This is a genomic window from Nonomuraea sp. NPDC052129, assembly GCF_040680095.1.
Lineage (GTDB): Bacteria > Actinomycetota > Actinomycetes > Streptosporangiales > Streptosporangiaceae > Nonomuraea.
In genome coordinates this window covers 586,948-603,410 of the sequence record NZ_JBFAVX010000002.1, presented here as the reverse complement: position 1 = coordinate 603,410, position 16,463 = coordinate 586,948, and the positions used below count along the sequence as shown (strand labels likewise).

11 protein-coding genes are annotated in these 16,463 nt (G+C 72.2%); 2 read left to right on the top strand and 9 right to left on the bottom strand.

The window, feature by feature from the left end:
* Positions 1-144: 144 nt before the first annotated feature.
* From AB0L53_RS07435 to AB0L53_RS07400, 8 genes are all read right to left on the bottom strand, one after another.
* Positions 145-4,998: a DUF4132 domain-containing protein gene (locus AB0L53_RS07435; RefSeq protein ID WP_363991734.1), complete on the bottom strand. Its 4,854-nt coding sequence runs from the start codon at positions 4,996-4,998 to the stop codon at positions 145-147.
* Positions 4,999-5,245: 247 nt separating this feature from the next.
* Positions 5,246-6,244 carry an SPFH domain-containing protein gene (locus AB0L53_RS07430; protein ID WP_363991731.1) on the bottom strand — a complete coding sequence of 333 codons (999 nt, stop codon included), beginning with the start codon at positions 6,242-6,244 and terminating at the stop codon, positions 5,246-5,248.
* Positions 6,245-6,441: 197 nt separating this feature from the next.
* Entirely contained in the window at positions 6,442-7,266 is an 825-nt protein-coding gene (locus AB0L53_RS07425) for a hypothetical protein (RefSeq protein ID WP_363991728.1), read from the bottom strand.
* A gap of 256 nt (positions 7,267-7,522) precedes the next feature.
* Positions 7,523-8,005, bottom strand: a complete 483-nt coding sequence (locus AB0L53_RS07420; protein ID WP_363991725.1) for a S26 family signal peptidase — start codon at positions 8,003-8,005, stop codon at positions 7,523-7,525.
* Entirely contained in the window at positions 8,002-9,855 is a 1,854-nt protein-coding gene (locus tag AB0L53_RS07415) for an ABC transporter ATP-binding protein (protein ID WP_363991722.1), read from the bottom strand. The genes AB0L53_RS07420 and AB0L53_RS07415 overlap by 4 nt, the downstream gene beginning before the upstream one ends.
* Complete coding sequence (locus AB0L53_RS07410; RefSeq protein WP_363991719.1) at positions 9,852-10,478, bottom strand: hypothetical protein; 627 nt, start codon at positions 10,476-10,478, stop codon at positions 9,852-9,854. Before AB0L53_RS07410 ends, AB0L53_RS07415 begins: the two co-directional genes overlap by 4 nt.
* A gap of 134 nt (positions 10,479-10,612) precedes the next feature.
* On the bottom strand, positions 10,613-10,798 hold the full coding sequence (locus AB0L53_RS07405; protein ID WP_363991716.1) for a hypothetical protein: 186 nt from the start codon (positions 10,796-10,798) through the stop codon (positions 10,613-10,615).
* Positions 10,799-10,955: 157 nt separating this feature from the next.
* Positions 10,956-13,685: a BTAD domain-containing putative transcriptional regulator gene (locus AB0L53_RS07400; protein ID WP_363991713.1), complete on the bottom strand. Its 2,730-nt coding sequence runs from the start codon at positions 13,683-13,685 to the stop codon at positions 10,956-10,958.
* Between the two features lie 84 nt (positions 13,686-13,769).
* On the opposite strand from AB0L53_RS07400, the gene AB0L53_RS07395 reads away from it, so the two are divergent.
* Together AB0L53_RS07395 and AB0L53_RS07390 are read left to right on the top strand one after the other, a co-directional pair.
* Positions 13,770-14,291, top strand: coding sequence for a MauE/DoxX family redox-associated membrane protein (locus AB0L53_RS07395; protein ID WP_363991711.1), 522 nt, complete (start codon positions 13,770-13,772; stop codon positions 14,289-14,291).
* 68 nt (positions 14,292-14,359) lie between these two features.
* Entirely contained in the window at positions 14,360-15,271 is a 912-nt protein-coding gene (locus AB0L53_RS07390; RefSeq protein WP_363991708.1) for a LysR family transcriptional regulator, read from the top strand.
* Positions 15,272-15,300: 29 nt separating this feature from the next.
* Here the strand turns inward: AB0L53_RS07390 and AB0L53_RS07385 are convergent, their stop codons facing one another.
* Entirely contained in the window at positions 15,301-16,434 is a 1,134-nt protein-coding gene (locus AB0L53_RS07385; protein ID WP_363991705.1) for a HupE/UreJ family protein, read from the bottom strand.
* Between the last annotated feature and the right edge of the window lie 29 nt (positions 16,435-16,463).

The window sequence follows — 16,463 nt, the reverse complement described above, 5'->3', positions numbered from 1 at the left end:
GAAGGCCGGCCGGATGGCGTGATCGCTCGCCATCCGGCCGCCCTTCGTCACATGACCGCCTTGATCCCTGTGACGGTCCATCGTGGCTGGGGCTTCGGGGATGTACCCCCTCCGGGGGAGCGAAGAAAACGGTCCGTCGTGACGTCACTCCAGCCGGGCCGCGGCCTCCAGTGGCTCGGACGAACGGAGGAAGCGCAGGTCCTCCATGACCAGGGCCGCATCGGTGGCGCCGCCGCGGCGGAGGGCCGGGGCCAGCGCGTCCAGGTCGGACCAGCGGGACGGGCGGAGGTGGACGCGGTAGCCGTCTCCGGCGGGCTCCAGGGTGAGGGCTTCGCCGATGGCGAGCCCGCTCTCCGGGAGGTGGGCCGCGGTCGCTCCGGCGGCTCGTTCCAGGGCGGTGACCGAGGTGACCCCGGCGGCGATGGGCAGGGGCGTGTCCGGGCCGGTGACGTGTTCGTGCAGGTCACGCAGGCGGGCGGCGGCGGTCGTACGGGCGGGGTGGTCCTTGGGCAGGCGGTCGGCCAAGAGCCTCGCGGCGCGGGCGATGTGACCCAGCGGCGGTAGGGACGCACGCTCGCCGAGCAGGGCGATCAGCGCCTCCAGGGCATCCTCGGCGCCGGAGGCGAGGATGACCCACTGTTTGGTGGTGAGCGGGGTGAGCCTCGGGTGGCGTTCCGTCCAGTACGCGACCGCCCGGTCCAGGTCGGGGCCCGTACGCCAGAGGTCGGCGGGGTCATCGGGCATGAGCAGCTCGACGGCTTCGACGGCCTCGTCGGTGTTGGTGAGCGCTTCCAGGGAGAGGGCGGCGATGTGCAGTTCGATCTCGGTCAGGTCGAGTTCGCGGGCGGGGGCGGCGTCGCCCTCGCGGAAGGCGGCGACGCGGCCCCGCGCCCAGCCGTCCGGCCAGGAGAGCGTGCGGGCCGAGGTGGACAGCAGGATCAGGCACTGGGCCAATGACAGGCCGGTGGCCTCGGCGAACGCCCGTACGGTCGCCTTCCGGTCCACGGGCGGCGGGCCGTTCTCGGCGATCAGGTCGAGCGCCCGCCGCAGCCGGTCCGGGTCGCCCCAGCCACGGCAGGTCCGCAACTCGACGGCCCGGTTGCGGGTGAACAGGAGCGGGTCGGGGCCGTCCGGGGTGTAGAGGAGCGCCGTGACCATGTACCCGTGCCCCACCCGCTCATAGTCGGCGACGGCGGCGGCCGCGATGGGGCCGCGGCCCGAGCGGATCTGCCCGAGCTTGTACTCCGGGCGCAGCCGGGCGACATGCCAGGTGCCGTCGGTTCGGAGGAGTTCGGGGACGGCGGCCAGTTCCAGAAGTCGCGCGCGGCTGCCGCCGTCGCCCCACGCGGTCTGCAGGACGGCGGCGCCGAGGCGGCCCAGCGTGTTCTCGACCCCCTTGACGGCGGAGGCGTCGAATGTCGCGATCGTCTTGTCGTACGGCACATCGATGGCGGTTCGGGTGAAATGGACGATCCTCTCGAACGCGGGCTCGGGCCCCGGATCGTCCGGCTCGGGGGACTTCTCGGACCGGACGGCGGGCTCCGCGGCGGCGGGCGCCGGGCGCAGGTGGGGCGGCGGGGTCAGCGCCAGGCGTTCCAGCAGGGCGAACGCGCGCTCGCGGCATTCGACGGCCGTCCACACCAGGAACGTGACGCCCTTCCAGAGCGACTCGTCGGTGATCTCCGGCAGGAGCGGGCGGAGCCGTCCCGCCAGCTCGTCGCGGGCGGCGTCCCTCTCCGGGTACCCGCTCTCGGGGTCCAGCACCCGCATGAGGCCGGCGGCGAGCGCGGCGTCCGCGACGTCGATCAGGGCCTGCGCCTGCTTCTCGTCGACGGCGCGCAGCGCCCTGGATCCTTCGGGGTCGCGCGGCCGCATCGCCGACCACCGGCCGGGCGGCGCGACCAGGCGGGTCCCGGACGCGTAGCGGTGGCGCTCGACCGTGCTGATGTTCTCGGCGCCGTCGTGCTCGGGCACCCTGCTCCAGCCGCGGACGTAGCGGCCGATTGTCCGCCCGGCCGGGTCCCGCAGCTCGATGATCCGGCCCTTGCCGCGCCACACGGTGGCCTCGGCGCCGCCGGGAAAGGCGACCCGTTCGCCGTCGGCCGGTACGACACGGCGGGCGGCGGGGTGCGCGCTGCCGTGCGGGCAGTGCGGGCCGCCGTGGTCAAGTACGGTCACCCGGCCGTTCACGGCGATCAGGCAGCGGTCGTAGAGGTCGCGCGCCTCGGTCCGTTCGTGGGACCGGCTGGAGACGTACTCGTACGTGCCGAAGCCGTGGGACGGACCGACCCCATCCGGTGTGACGACGGAAGCGCGGAACTTGTGCTCCCAGAGCCGGCCGGACTCGATCAGGAGCAGGTCGGTGCCACTCTCTTCCATGTAGTCGGTGATGGTGTTGACGTGGCCGGGGACGAAGGCGGGCAACTCCAGTTCGTCGAGGACGCCGCCGCTCAGCGTGGCGGCGAGGGCGCGGGCCGGGTCCGTCCCGGTCGCGATCGTCCGGACGCTGTCCAGGAGGGGGCCGGGGACTCCGGCGATGGTGAACCGTTCGGCGTCGCACAGGGCGGCGTGCGCGTCCGGAAGCCCTTGATCGGGAACCCGCTCGGCATGCTCGGCCAGGATGGCGGCGACGATCCGCGCCGTTCCCGCCGTCGCGGTCAGGGCCCGTACGGTCTCGGGGGCGGTCTGCTTCGGGACGGCGGGCTCGGTGACGTTGAGCTGATTGGTCACGTTGCCCACGATCGCGTCGCGCAGCAGCGGAGCCCAGTCCGGGTCGGCGGCGACGGCGGCCAGGTCGGTGCCCACTCCGGAGGCGAGCCGGTCGTACAGCTTGAATGTGTGCAGCAACCGGGGCCGCGCGAGCGGAACGCCGCGGTCCAGGAGGAGATCGAGGAGCGGGAGGTCGGCGGCGGTCTCCTCCCAGCGGTTGACCTCGTCCTCGTCCACTCCCAGTACCGCCTCATGGCCGTCGCAGGTGAGGTCCTCCGCGCGCAGCCGCGTACCGGCGTCGTGCAGGAGGTCGCCGAGACCGGCGACGGGGAGCGCGAGCCCCGCGTACAGCTTCAGGAAGCGGCCGAGCCAGACCTTCGCCGCCGTCCCCGTCAGCCCAGGGGTGGTGAACGGGGCGGTCAGGCCCACGCCCGCGAGGTTGCCGAGCAGAAGAGACACTGCCGCGCTCTTGGCCTTGGGGGTGTCCGCGGCGGGCAGCGGCAGGACGCCGAGGAGCGCGCGGCCGATGCCCGCGTCCGCCCGTGCCATCGGGCCGAGCAACGGAAGGACGAACTTCCAGAGGGCCTGCGGTGCCGACTCCATGCAGCCACCCTCCAGCAGGGCCCGTACGGCGCGTTCGTCCTCGGGCCCGCCGAGCGCGTGCCCGGCGGCCTTCGCCAGGGCCGCCCAGCCGTCGGCCAGGGCCAGCGCGCCGTCCGCGCCGTCCGGGACTTCCTCGCACCACTCGATGAGCAGGCCGCGGTGCCAGCGGTACGCGCCGGGGGCGGGATGGCGGGCGGCGAGCCGTTTGCCGTGCTTCTTGAGCGTGGCCGTTCCGGCGGCGTCCGGTCCCGCGGCGAGGTGCGCCGCGACGAGCGCGGCCTCGTCGACCGGCAGCGCGTGCGCGTCCTCGGCGACGCGGGCCTTCTCGAAGAAGGCGGCGGCGAAGCGGGCGCTGCCCGCGGCGGCCATGATCCGCGCGCACTCCTCGTAGAACGGCGGCAGCAGTTCGGGCGCGTGCGTCTCCAGGTCGTCGCCGGTACGGGTGAGCGCGGTGCGCGCGAGGCCGGGCTTGCGGGCGGCCATGCCTCGGGCGGCCCGCAGGTCGGTGTGCGCGGCCAGGATACGGGGGCGGTGCGCCGGGTACCGATGCAGGGCGGAGGCGAGGAAGCCGAGCGGGCCCACGTGCACGGTGCCGACGCCGGTCTCCGTCACCGGGTCCAGGTCGTACAGCGACTTCTCGGCCTTGTCGCCGTCGACGGCCGCGCGCCGGACGAGTTCGACGACCGGCTCGTCCAGGACGGTGTGCTCGTAGCGGACGGCGACGCACGTGTCCTCGCCGGAGCCGGCGGGCGGGCCCGGCAGCACCGCCCCGGCGCGCAGCAGCACGTCGCGGGTCGGGGCGGCGATGCCGGAGGGCACCACGGTGCCGGGCTCGCCTTGGTGGGCGTCGCAGTAGTGGGAGTACGCCTCGGCTGCCTCCACCACCGGCTCCGTCTCCTCCACGGTGCGGTCCGCGTACAGAGCCATGAGAATCCGGACACCCTCGGACCAGGCGATGTCGCCGATCTCCCGGCCGCCCGCGGCGAAGCTCAGCCCCGCCATGTAGGCCGGGCTCATCGGCCCGCTCCAGTGCAGGTCGATCTCGATGCCGAGCGGCTCGGGCGCGTGCACGGTGAAGCGCGCCCTGTCCCCCTTGATGCGCCCGCCCAGCTCGTGCACGCGGCGCTCGAACGCGGCGCCGCTCTCGTAGTGGGAGTCCATGTATCCGAAGTCGACCACGCCGAACGTACGGTCCATGCTCGCGGGACGCGTCCACACCTCGCGGCGTACCTGCTCGACAACCTGCGTGAGGTACCGTCCCCGCCAGATGGGCAGCTCGTCGCCGAGCAGCAGCGGGTGCGGGATCGCGAAGGCGTTCGCGCCCGTCCACGCGCCCTCGCGCAGGAGCGCACAGCGGGCGAGGTCGGGCGTGCCGTCGACGATCGGGGCGATGACCAGGTCGGTGAGCGTCTCGCGCCACACCGGGTCGTCCCACACGGCCGCGAACACCGCGGCCGGGACGGGCAGCGACCGTACCATCCAAGACTCGACCTGGTCGTGCACCGCCCGCGCGTGCTCGCCGAGCCGGTCGCAGAGGGCGGCGAGCCGTACCGCGGTCGGATCCTTCCTGACGTTGGCGGGCACCTTGGCCAGCACGCGGCCCGCGGCCGTCCGGCAGGCGAGCACCGGCCGCCGCGTCCCCTCGACGGTGAGCTCGTGGCCCGTCGCGATCCCGATCCATCTCATGGCGCCATTCTTGATCATCCCTAGGACATTCCGCTGTTGATCTCCCGAAGCAGGGGCTGTCCAGCTCGATCGCGCCGATGTTCTTCATCCGGGGCAGCAGCGGGGTCTCTCAGAAGGGGGCTCTCCGAGGAGCGCCTCGCGCCGGCGGGCCTGCGCGCGGCGTTTCTCCCGACCAACCTTGAGCCTTGACGGGCGAGTGCGCTCGAATGCCTGCGTCCTGGGTCTATGCGTCTATGTGTCCATGTGTCTATGTGGCGCGTGAGGCTCCGTTCTTCGCGGCGGAGCGTTCGAAGGAGGGCTCTGGCGGAGCCAGCTCGGGCGTGGCGGAGTCCGTCACGGCCTGCTGCTCCTCGGCCCGCCGCTCCGGCGAACCGGCGGCGTCCACGGCCGACTGCTCCTCGGCCTGCCGCGTCAGCGAACCGGCGGCGTCCACGGCCGGTTGCTGTTCGGCCTGCCGCTCCGGTGAACTGGCGGTGTCCACGGCCGGCCCGCTTCTCGCGGAGCGCTCGAAGAAGCGCAGCAGCTCCACGGGTAGCGGCATGACCAGCGTGGAGGTCTTCTCGGCCGCCACCTCCACCACGGTCTGCAGCAGCCGCAGCTGAAGCGCGCCGGGCGCCTCGGTCATGATGGCCGCGGCGTCGGAGAGCTTCCGCGCCGCCTGGAACTCTCCGTCCGCGGTGATCACCCGCGCCCTGCGCTCCCGCTCGGCCTCGGCCTGGCGGGCGATGGATCGCTTCATGCCCTCGGGCAGATGGACATCCTTGATCTCCACGCGGTCGATGTGGATGCCCCAGCCGAGCGCAGGGCTGTCGATCATCAGCGCCAGGCCCTTGTTCAGCTGCTCACGGTTGGACAGCAGGTCGTCCAGGTCGCTCTTGCCGATGATCGAGCGCAGTGAGGTCTGCGCCACCTGCTCGATCGCGAACAGATAGTCCTGCACCGCGATGGCCGCCCGCAGCGGCTCCACGACGCGGAAATAGGCGACGGCGTCGACCTGAACGGAGACGTTGTCACGGGTGATGCCCTCCTGTGTGGGCACCGGCATCGTGACAATCTGTATGTTCACCTTCTTCATCCGATCCGCGACCGGAATGAGGAAAGTGATCCCTGGTGGGCGGACCTCCCGCTGAGCCTTGCCGAGGCGGAAGACCACACCGCGCTCCACTTGGTTGACGACCCTGATGGAACTGACGGCCAGCCAGACCGTCAACAGGACGATCAGCCCGAGCACGATATTGATGATCATGGCGTGCCCCTTCCAGCTCAAGGCTAGATCCGGGGACGCACCTGTCAGGCAAGGAAGGCGTCAAGTCCTGGTCAACGGCACGAACAAAGCTCAGAGCCGGCCCGCCTGCGCGTCGGCGTGGAGCAGGCCGGCTTTCCCCGGGGCCCGAGGAGGGTGACGGCGCGCGGTCGTCGCTCTCCTCGGGCGTCATCGATGGTTCAGCTCGGTGGGATCATTCCGTTCTTGGAGACCGGTACGGCCAGTTGCACGGCGGCGGTCAGCCTGGCGTCCTCGGCCGGCAGGTTCCCCAGCACCGGGTTGAGGTGCTTCAGGGTCAGCGACACCGGCGTGATGGTCGAGGCGGTGATGTCGAACTTCTCCAGGTCGACCCATCGCACGATGTTCATGATGTCCGCCGGGATGTCGTCACCGGACTTCTGCACCGGCACGCAGAGCTGGCGGGCGGCGGTGACCCGGGCGTCCGAGGGCGGGATCTGGCTGGTCAGCACCGGGTTGAGCTGGGTGAGGTTGAGGCCGACGTTCATGGCCGGATTCGGGGTGTGGGCATAGCACAGCAGGTCGATGTGGGAGATGAGCCGCACAATGTCCGGGGCGGGCACCACGCCGTTCTTGGAGACCGGGACGCACAGATGCTCGGGCACGTTCAGGACGACCCCGATGCCCGGTACGTTCGCCAGCACCGGATTGAGGTGGCGCAGCGCCAGGCTCAGGTTGAGCGAGGGGCCGGTGACCCGATAACAGGACAGGTCGACGAACCTGACGAAATCGAGGACGCCCGGCGGCGGGATCACGTTGTTCTTGGCCACCGGAACGCACAGTTGCTCACGCTGTCCGAGCGTGACTTGCAGGTTCGGCTGATTGGCGAGTACGGGGTTGAGGTGCCGCAGCTTCAGGGTGGTGGCCGGTGGTTGGTACGGGGTGGTCTTGAAGCATTCCAGGTCGAGGTTCGACACGAATGCATTCGGCGTCGGCAGGGCCAGGGCCTGCGCGGGCGGCGCGACGAGGAAGGCCACGACGAACATGGCGAGGCCAGCGGATAAGAGACGTCGTACGAGGTTTTTCGCGCGGCGTTGTGGTGCGACCGTTCCGTCCATAAATAGTGCTCCATTCCGGTGGGCGGTGCCTCGACTGTGCGCCCGTGCGACCGGCCTAACAAGGCTGGTGACCGCTTTTTGCCACAATGCTCAAACGACCGGGTCCGATGAAAAGGCGGATCCATTTTCGGCCAGAAATATCCGGCCTATTCTTCGGGTATTCAATAGCGAATCGGCGAAGCGGCTAACCGACCTTGCGGAGCACCACGCCGAGCAAGCGGTCCGTCGTCAGATATCCGGAGCGGCGGGAGTCGTACGAACGGTCCGCGTTGTCCCCCAGCACGACCAGGTGGCCGGCGGGCACATGCGTACCCGGCGCGGTCCGCAGCGCGGGCACCGTGTCCCTCGGTATCGGGTCACCCGGGACGGCCGCGACGCGCTTGACGATCCAGCCCGTGCCCGGCTCGTCCGCTGGCGACCCTCCCACCGCGCCGGCGCGCGGCCCCTTCGTCACTCCAGCGCGCGACCCCTTCGCCACTCCCGCGAGCACCACGACCTGTCCGGTACGCAGTGAACGGGGAGATGTCCGCCGGACGACCAGGCGCTCGCCCGGCCGATACGTCGGCAGCATGCTCTCCCCATGAACGGTCACCACCACATACCGCCTGCGCAGCCACAGGATGATGACGAGCATCACCACAGCGACGCCGGCGAGCGCGCCGATCAACGCGCCACTCCCGTCGGGTGAACCTCGTCCCGGTAACCGGTGGCCTGCCGGCTGAACAGCCGCGCGTACGTCCCCCCGTCCGCCAGCAGCGCGGCGTGCGTGCCCTCCTCGGTGACCACGCCGTCGGCCAGCACCACGATCAGGTCGGCGTCGCGCACCGCGCCGAGGCGATGGGAGATCACCACGCTGGTGCGCCCGGACCGCAGCCTGGCGAGCTGGCTGTGCACCTCGTACTCGGCCTCGGGATCCAGCCCGGCGCTGGGCTCGTCGAGGATCATCAGGTCACGGTCGCGGCGCAGGAACGCCCGCGCCAGCGCCACCCGCTGCCACTGCCCGCCCGACAGCAGCACGCCCGCGCTCTCCTCGCCTTCCTCCTCCGGGGTGAATTGGCGGCTCAGGAGCGTGCGATAGCCGTGCGGGAGAGCCGCGACGGTGTCGTGGACGCCGGCGTCGCGTGCCGCTCGTTCGACGCGCGTCCGGTCCTCGGTGGCGGCCGGGTCGCCCAACGCGATGTTGTCGGTCGCCGTCATCTCGTAGGCCACGAAGTCCTGGAAGACCGCGCCGATCCGGGCGCGCAGCGTCTCCGGCGCCACCTCGCGGAGGTCCACGCCGTCCCACAGGATCGCGCCGCGTGTCGGGTCGTAGAAGCGGCACAGCAACTTCACCAGCGTGCTCTTGCCGCCGCCGTTGCGGCCGACGAGCGCGACCGTGCGGCCGTGCGGGATGAACAGGTTGACGCCGCGTAGGACCCACGGATGGTCGTCGCTGTACCTGAACCAGACGTCCCGCAGTTCGATGCCCCGGCGCAGCGGCGCGAGCGGTCTGGGCTCGCCCGGCGCCGGGAGGTCGGGGCCGGCGGTCACGATCGTGACGTGATGGTGGAAGGTCAGCAGCTGTTCGTAGGCCATCACGCCTGCCGACACCATGACATTCAGCGCGGCCTGCACACCGGCGACGGCCGCCACGAACATCGACACGTCGCCCACGCTGAGCTGCCCGCGGCCCGCCGCGAGGATCGTCCAGACGAGTCCCACGCCGGCCACGGCCGCCGACGTGCCCGACAGGCTCGCCTGTACGAGGAACTCCCGCCGGTCCATCCGCCGGCGAGCCACGTTGGCGGTCCGCAGCTCGGCCAGCATGCGCAGGCGCAGGAAGGCGCCGAGGTCGAACAGGCGGATCTCCTTTGCGGCGTCCGCGGTCGACATCAGGTGCGCGTAGAACAGCTCCCGCCGCTCGGCCGGCCCGATCCGCCACATCATCGCGACCCGCTGCCGCGACAGCCGCAGCTCGATCAGCAGCGCCGGTACGGCCGACAGCAGGACCAGGACGGTGAACGCGGGACTGATCAGCGCCAGAGAGCCGACGAACCCGACGACGGTCACCGTGCTGCGCGCGGCGGAGCACGCGGTGTCCACCAGCCTGCCCGGATTGCTCGCGCTCTGCTGGGCCAGGCGCAGCCGGTCGAGGAAGGCGGGGCTCTCGAACGGGGCCAGTCCCGTGAAGCGGGTCACCGCCGCGAACAGCTCGTCCTTGGCGCGCTGTGCCGCCCGGCGGTCCACCTCGGCCCGCAGGTAGTGCGCGGCGTGCGTCGCCGCCACGGCGGCCGTCGTCACGACGGCGATCGTCACCGCCAGGCCGAGCAGCACAGTGGTCCGGTGGTCCGCCAGGCCGTCCAGTACGGCCTTCGTCAGCCAGGCCAGGGCGATCGGGGCGGCCGCGCCCACGAGCGTGACCGCCAGGTATCCGAGTACGTGGGCCGGCGCCGACCGCCACACCATCCCGGCGGCGCGCAGCCCGCATCCCGCCAGGACCCGGGGTGCCGGTGCCGTCCCCGGCCGGCGATCGCTCACGCCGGCTGCTCTTCGGCCTGCCGCTCCGACGAACCGACGGTGTCCGCGGCCGGCGAACCAGCGGTGGACACGGCCGGCGAAACGGCCGGCAGCCGAGAGATCCGGGGCGCCCTCGCGAGCACCTTGCCGCCCTCGGCCACCTTGAAGAAGGTCGGGAACGACTGGACCCGGAACGCGTTGGCGACCCCCGAAGGCGCCTCCTCCACGATCACCTGGGCGACGGGCGACAGCTGGGTGACCAAGGACGCGGGATCACCCGAGCGTCCGTCGACCACCGCGAGCACCCGCGACCGGTCCTGGCCCGCCGCCCAGGAGACCACCTCGGGAAGCTGCTCATGGCAGCCTTGGCAGTCCGGCGACATGAACGCGACGACCGTCCCCTCGGGCAGGAGGTCGCGCGTGACGTGGGCGCCGTCCACGGTCGTCGCGTCGAAGTCGCCGACGACCTCTCCGACGGGCAGACCGTTGTCCGCTCCGGCCAGGACGCCCGTGCCGACGGCTTCGTACAGCGCGTCGATCAGCTTCGTCTGCTCCCGGAGCCGCCGGATGACGCCGAGGGTCAGCAGCAGGTCCAGCAGACACAGGGCGCCGACGAGGACCACGATGGCGATCAGGTAAGGCACTAGACATCTCCGTGTCGAAAGCTCATGAGGGTGTGCCCGGCCGCGGCCGACCACCGCCGGGCACCGGTCATCGCGGCGTACTCGTCACCGTGAAGGCCCGCGCGCGCTACGTGAGCGGGCTCGGGGACGAGTGGTTACGAGCAGTAGATGTAGCTCTTGCACCCGCCACACGACACGTGACCGTTCGGGTAGTAGCAGCAGTACTTCGCGGTGAATGCGGGGAAGCTGCAGCACTCGTAGGCGCAGTCGGCAGCCCGGGCCACAGTGTGCGGCGCGACCAGCTCAAGGAGCCGGTCGGCCATTTTGGTCACGACGCGCATCGAACCTCCATATCGGCGGCGGTCCCGGCGGGCCATCACCCGGCCGGCACGGCAGAGCACGGCCGGCCCACGCCGACCGTCCCGCCGCGCCTCGCAGCCTGCACCCGGGCTCTGAGCGATTTCTCAACGAATTCTTAACGGCCTGCCGAGAACGGGCTCACCCCTCCTGGTCGTGGGCCGCGATGCGGGCGCGTACCTTGTCGGCCTGCGCGTCGCCGAGGTCGTCGTAGCATTCCGCCGCCCGCTTCCAGGCGTCGAGCGCGGCGGCGGTGTCGTCGGCCCGCAGGTGCGTCTCGCCCAGCCGGACCAGCGTCTCGGCGGCCGGGTGGAGGTCGTCGCAGCCGCGCAGCAACTCCACCGCCCGCTCGTAGGACGCCACGGCCTGCGCGAGGTCGCCCTTGGCCTCCAGTACGACGGCGATGCTGTCCCAGGTGTGGCCCTCGCCCTGGGCGTACCCGAACTCGGCCAGGATGCGCTGTGCCCGGCGGCAGTCGGCCAGCGCCTGGTCGTACTCGCCGAGCTGGGCCCGCAACCAGCCCGCGTTGTTCAACGCCCGCGCCTCGCCGATGGCATCGCCGGCCCGCCGGAACAGCTCCTGCGCGCGCAGCGTGTGGCCCAGTTGTCCGGCGGGTCGCACCCGGTTCAGCGAGACCGTCAGGCCCAGGTGGAGGTGCGCCTCCAGGACCGGCTCGTCCAGGTCGCGATGCAGCTCGATCGCCTGTTGGAAGTGCTCGATGGCCGCCAGGTCGCGGCCGAGCCTGACGTGGGCGCGCGCGATGCAGTTGTGGCACCGGGCCTGGGCCAGCCGGTCGCCGAGCCGCTCGGCCGCGTCCAACGCCACCGCCTGAACGCCCAGCACCTGCTCCCATGGGCCGCGGCGCTGCATGAACTCCGAGAACGCCCACGCCAGCTGCCACACGTGCCGGTCCAGCCCGGCCTCGGTCGCCTCCGTCAGCAACGCGGGCAACGCCACCGACTCGTCGGCGTACCAGCGCAGGGCCTCCGCCTGACCGGCGAACCGCTCCGTCACGGCACCTCGCGCCCGCGGTTCCAGGTCGAGCTTTTCGCGGTGCGGGTAGCAGACTTCGCTGGCCGCGCAGGCCGAATGCAGGTAGTGGTCCAGCAGCCGCCTCGTCGTCCCCCGCCGTACCGTCCGGCTGTCGGCGGCCCGCTCCTGCTCCGAGGCGTACACGCGCAGCAGGTCGTGCAGGTGCAGGCGGCCTGGCGCGCGGAGGCCGACCAGGTTGGCGCGGTCGAGCCGCGCGGCCAGTTCCCGGGTGCGGTCCACCGGCAGGGCGGCCAGGCTCGCCGCCGCGGCGAGCGACATGTGCGGCCCGGGGTGGCGCCCGAGGCGCCGGAACAGCCGGATCGCGGGCTCGGGCAGGTCCCGGTACGACCGCCCGAACACCCTGCGCAGGTCGATCGCCGGGTCGCTGTGGGCGAACGGTTCCAGATCGGCGCCGGGCCGCGCGAGGTCCGCGGCGACCTCGGCCAGCGGCAGGTCGGTGTGCCGCGCCAGCTGCGCCGCGACGATCGCCAGGGCCAGCGGCAGCCGGCCGCACCGGCGAATGATCAGCGCGGCGGCCTCGGGCTCCGCCGCCAGCCTCGGCTCGCCCAGGCGCGCCGCCAGCAGGCGGTAGGCGTCGTCGTCCGGCAGGACGTCCAGGCGTACCAGGGAGGCGCCCGAGGTGACCGCCAGGCCGGTCAGCTCGGCGCGGCTGGTGATCAGCGTCAGGCACCCCGGCGCGCCGGCCAGCAGCGGGCGTACCTGTTCGGCGCCGCGGGCGTCGTCGAGCACGACGAGGACCCGCCGGGCGGCCAGCAGGCTGCGGTAGAGCCCGATCCGGGCCTCGACGTCCGACGGGATCTGGGCTTCCGGGACCGCGAGCGCCCCGAGAAACCGGGGCAGGACCACGGCCGCGTCGGCCGGGTCGACCGTGCTGAGGTCGGCGTACAGCTGGCCGTCCGGGAAGCGGTCGCGATTGAGGTGCGCCCAGCGCAGCGCGAGCGACGACTTGCCCACGCCGGGCGGTCCCGAGATCGCGTAGACCGCCGCGCTCGCCGGCCGGTCGCCGGTCGCGGCCTCGGCCAGCCGGTCCAGCTCCGCCGCCCGCCCGACGAAGCCCCTCAGGTCGACCGGCAGCTGGGCCGGGACCACGTGTGTGGTCTCGGCCACGTCGCCGGAGCGCAGCAGCATCCGGTGGACGCGCCGTAATGCCGTACCGGGCTCGACGCCCAGCTCGTCGGCGAGCGTCCGGCGTACCCGGGCGAAGTGCGCCAGCGCCTCGGCGGTCCGCCCCCACGTGTGCAGCGCCTCGATCAGCGCGGCCGCCAGGAGTTCGTCCAGCGGGTGTTCGTCGGCCAGCGGCGTCAGCGCCGCCACGGCGGCCGCGGCGTCGCGGCCGGTCACCGTACGCGCCCACCGCAGCATGGTCGCCTTGCGCTCGTCGCGCAGCCGGTGGCGGGCGCGCTCGGCCCATTCGCCGGGCAGGCCGGTCAGCGGGTCGCCGCGCCACAGCGCGAGAGCGTCGCCCAGCAGCGGCGCCGGGTCCGGCTCGGCCATCGCCTGATAGGCGAGGCTCCGGAAGCGCGACACGTCCACCGCGGACTCGTCCACGTCGAGCAGGTAGCCGCCGGGCCGCTGGACGACGGCGCCATCGCCGGCCAGTACGTCGCGGCGGATACGGGTGATGACGGTGTACAGGGTGCGCCGCGCGCCGGGCGGAACCTGCTCGCCCCAGACCCGGGCGAGGAGCCTCTCGACGGACACGACCCGGCCGACCTCCCACGCGAGCGCGGCCAAGGCGAGCGCGACCTGCGGCGGCCGTACGGGGCGGGTCTGGCCCGAGCGCTCCACCTCGACGGGTCCGAGCAACCGAATCAGCACGACGGTCTACTCCCTGCTCGTGGATCTTCGAGCGTAACGAACTCCCTCTTGCTGGATCCGCTCGCCCGTGGCTACGTTGTGATCATGCAGTACGTCGACGTGGCGAGCAGACTGCTGCTGCTCACGATGTTCACGCTCGCGCTGGTGGGCAAGGTCTCCAGCCGCCGGGCCTGGGACGAGTTCGTCGTGTCGGTCGGAGCGATGGGGCTGGTCGGCGCCGTGAAGGTCCCGGCGGCGGTCGCCACGGTGGTGGCGGAGGGCGGGGTCATCGTGCTGGCCGCGGTTCCCCTTCGCTGGGCCGGATCGGCGTCGTTCGTCCTCGCGGCCGGGCTGCTCGGGTGTCTGACCGTCGCCGTCGCGCTGGTCGTCCGGAGGGGAAAGACGGTGGCCTGCCGCTGCTTCGGCCCCACCCAGACGCCCTTGGGCGTAGAACACGTGGTACGCAACGTCGTGCTCGTCGTGATCGCCCTGCTCGGGCTGGCGGGGTCGCTGGTGAGCGGTACCTTCGACCCGGCGCTCAGCGTGGTGGTCGGCGTCTTCGGCGCTGTTCTGGGGCTGCTGTTCGCCCGATGGGACGATCTCGTCTCGTTGCTGGCGCCCTCCTGATCATCGTCTGCGCACGATCCCGGGCCGCGGACGACTGATCGCCGGGGGGCGTCGCTACCCTGAGCTGGATGGACATCCAGCAGCTCCGTTACTTCGTGGCCGTGGCCGGGGAGCTCCACTTCGGGCGCGCCGCCGAACGGCTGCACGTGACGTCGTCCCCGCTCAGCCGCCGCATCCGGGAGCTGGAGAAGGAGCTCGGCAAGGATCTGTTCGACCGGGGCTACCACCAGGTCGAGCTGACCGCCTTCGGGCGGGCCTTCCTGGAGCCGGCCCGCGACGTGCTGGCCCGCTTCGACGCGCTGGCGGACCTCGCGACCGGACCCGCCGTCGTCGCCCCGGCCGTGCGGGTGGGGGCCACGCCGCTCGCCCCCACCCAGGTCCTGGACCTGGTGCTGGAGACGTTCGCGCGGGTGAGTCCCGGGATCGAGCTGCCGGTGAGCCTGGAGCCGTCGGCGGGGCTGCTCGCCCTGCTGGCGGCGCACCGGCTGGACATCGCCGTCGTCCACCTGCCCGTGGACGCCCCCGGCCTCGACAGCCTGGCCCTCGCCGAATACCGCTTCGCCATCGCGATGCGGGCCGACGACCCGCTGGCCGGCCGTACCCGGCTCAAGCTCGGTGACCTGGCCGACCGGCAGATGCTGCTCACCTCGTTCAAGGTGCACCCGCTGGTGATGAAGGGGCTGCGCGACCATCTGCGCGAGGGCGGGGTCACCCGGATCCGGGAGATGCCGCACAGCGACGTCGTACAGATCGCCGCGCACATCACCCACTCGCGCGCTCTGTCCCTGATCACGCCCAACACGATCGCGGGCCGCGTCCTGACTGAGTCCGGGCTCGTCCTCGTGCCGCTGGACGACCCGGACCTGCACTTCCGGCTCGGCGTGGTCTGGCCCGCGGGCGCGGCGGATCGTGGCGGCCCGCTCGCGAGCGTCATCACCGCCCTGCGCGAACGCGCCGCCGACCCGCTCACCATCCTCTGACACCGGGCCTCGGCCAAGCCGGTGCCCGGTCAGAGCGGCAGCGGGATGCGATCGACGAACCAGTACAGGCTGACCGCCACGATGGGGACCGACAGCGCGACCACCCCCCAGCGGGCGGCGGGCGTACGGCGCAGCAGCACCAGCAGCGGAAAGAGCACCGCGATGATGGCGAGCTGCGCGGCCTCGATGCCGAGGTTGAAGCTCAGCAGCGACAGGAGCAGCGCCCACGATCCGCTCTGGTCGATGTCCAGCGCGCCCGCGAAGCCGAGCCCGTGCACCAGGCCGAAGGCGAACACGATGGGCAGCCGCCACCTGCCCAGCCGGTCTTCGCCCCGGCCCAAGAGGTTGGCGAGGGCCACGACGATGATCGAGCCCGCGATGATCGGCTCGACGATCTGGCCGGGAACGTCCACGACCCCCATCGCCGCCAGCAGGAACGTGATGCTGTGGGCGGCGGTGAAGGCGGAGGCCGTGATGACGACGTCCCGCAGGCGGCGCGCGCCGATGAGCAGCGCGAGCAGGAAGAGGACGTGGTCCAGGCCGAACAGCAGATGCTCGGCGCCGAGCAGGAAGAACTCCCCGATCTGGTTCGGCGCCGGATGCTCGCCGACCTTCAGCGTCGGGTTCTGCGCGGCCAGGACGGCGGAGCCCTTCTCGCCGTCGACGTCGTAGCGGACGATGGTCTTCGTACTGTGCACGAAGCTCTCGGCGTCGGGGAACAGCGCGCTGGAGATCGCGTGCGCTCCCCCGCCGTCGCCCTGGCAGGCGTAGGCGTAGGTCAGCACGGCGAAGGCCACCTTGTCGCGCAGGCGTACGTCCGCCGCGCCCACCTGCGTGGGCGCGCACGGCTTGTCCTCGTACGCCACGGCGAAGCGGCGCGTGACGTACGTGGTCACGGCGTCGCGGTTGATCGTGAGCTGGCGGAGCTGCTCGGCCCGTTCCTTGGCCTCGTACGCCTCCGCGTAGAGCCAGGCCGACTTCATGAGCAGGTCGTACTCGAGGTCGAGCACGACTTTGACGTTCGTCCCCGTGCCGGTCACCTCGGCCTGGGCGGTCGTCGTGACGTCGTGCGCCGCCGCCGGGGCGGGACGCGCCAGGCCGGCCAGCACACCGCCGAGGACGACGGCGAGGACGAGAGTGGCCAGCCGCCGCATATGGGGCATGTCTCGTGTCTCCAAGTGGGGGATGCCGC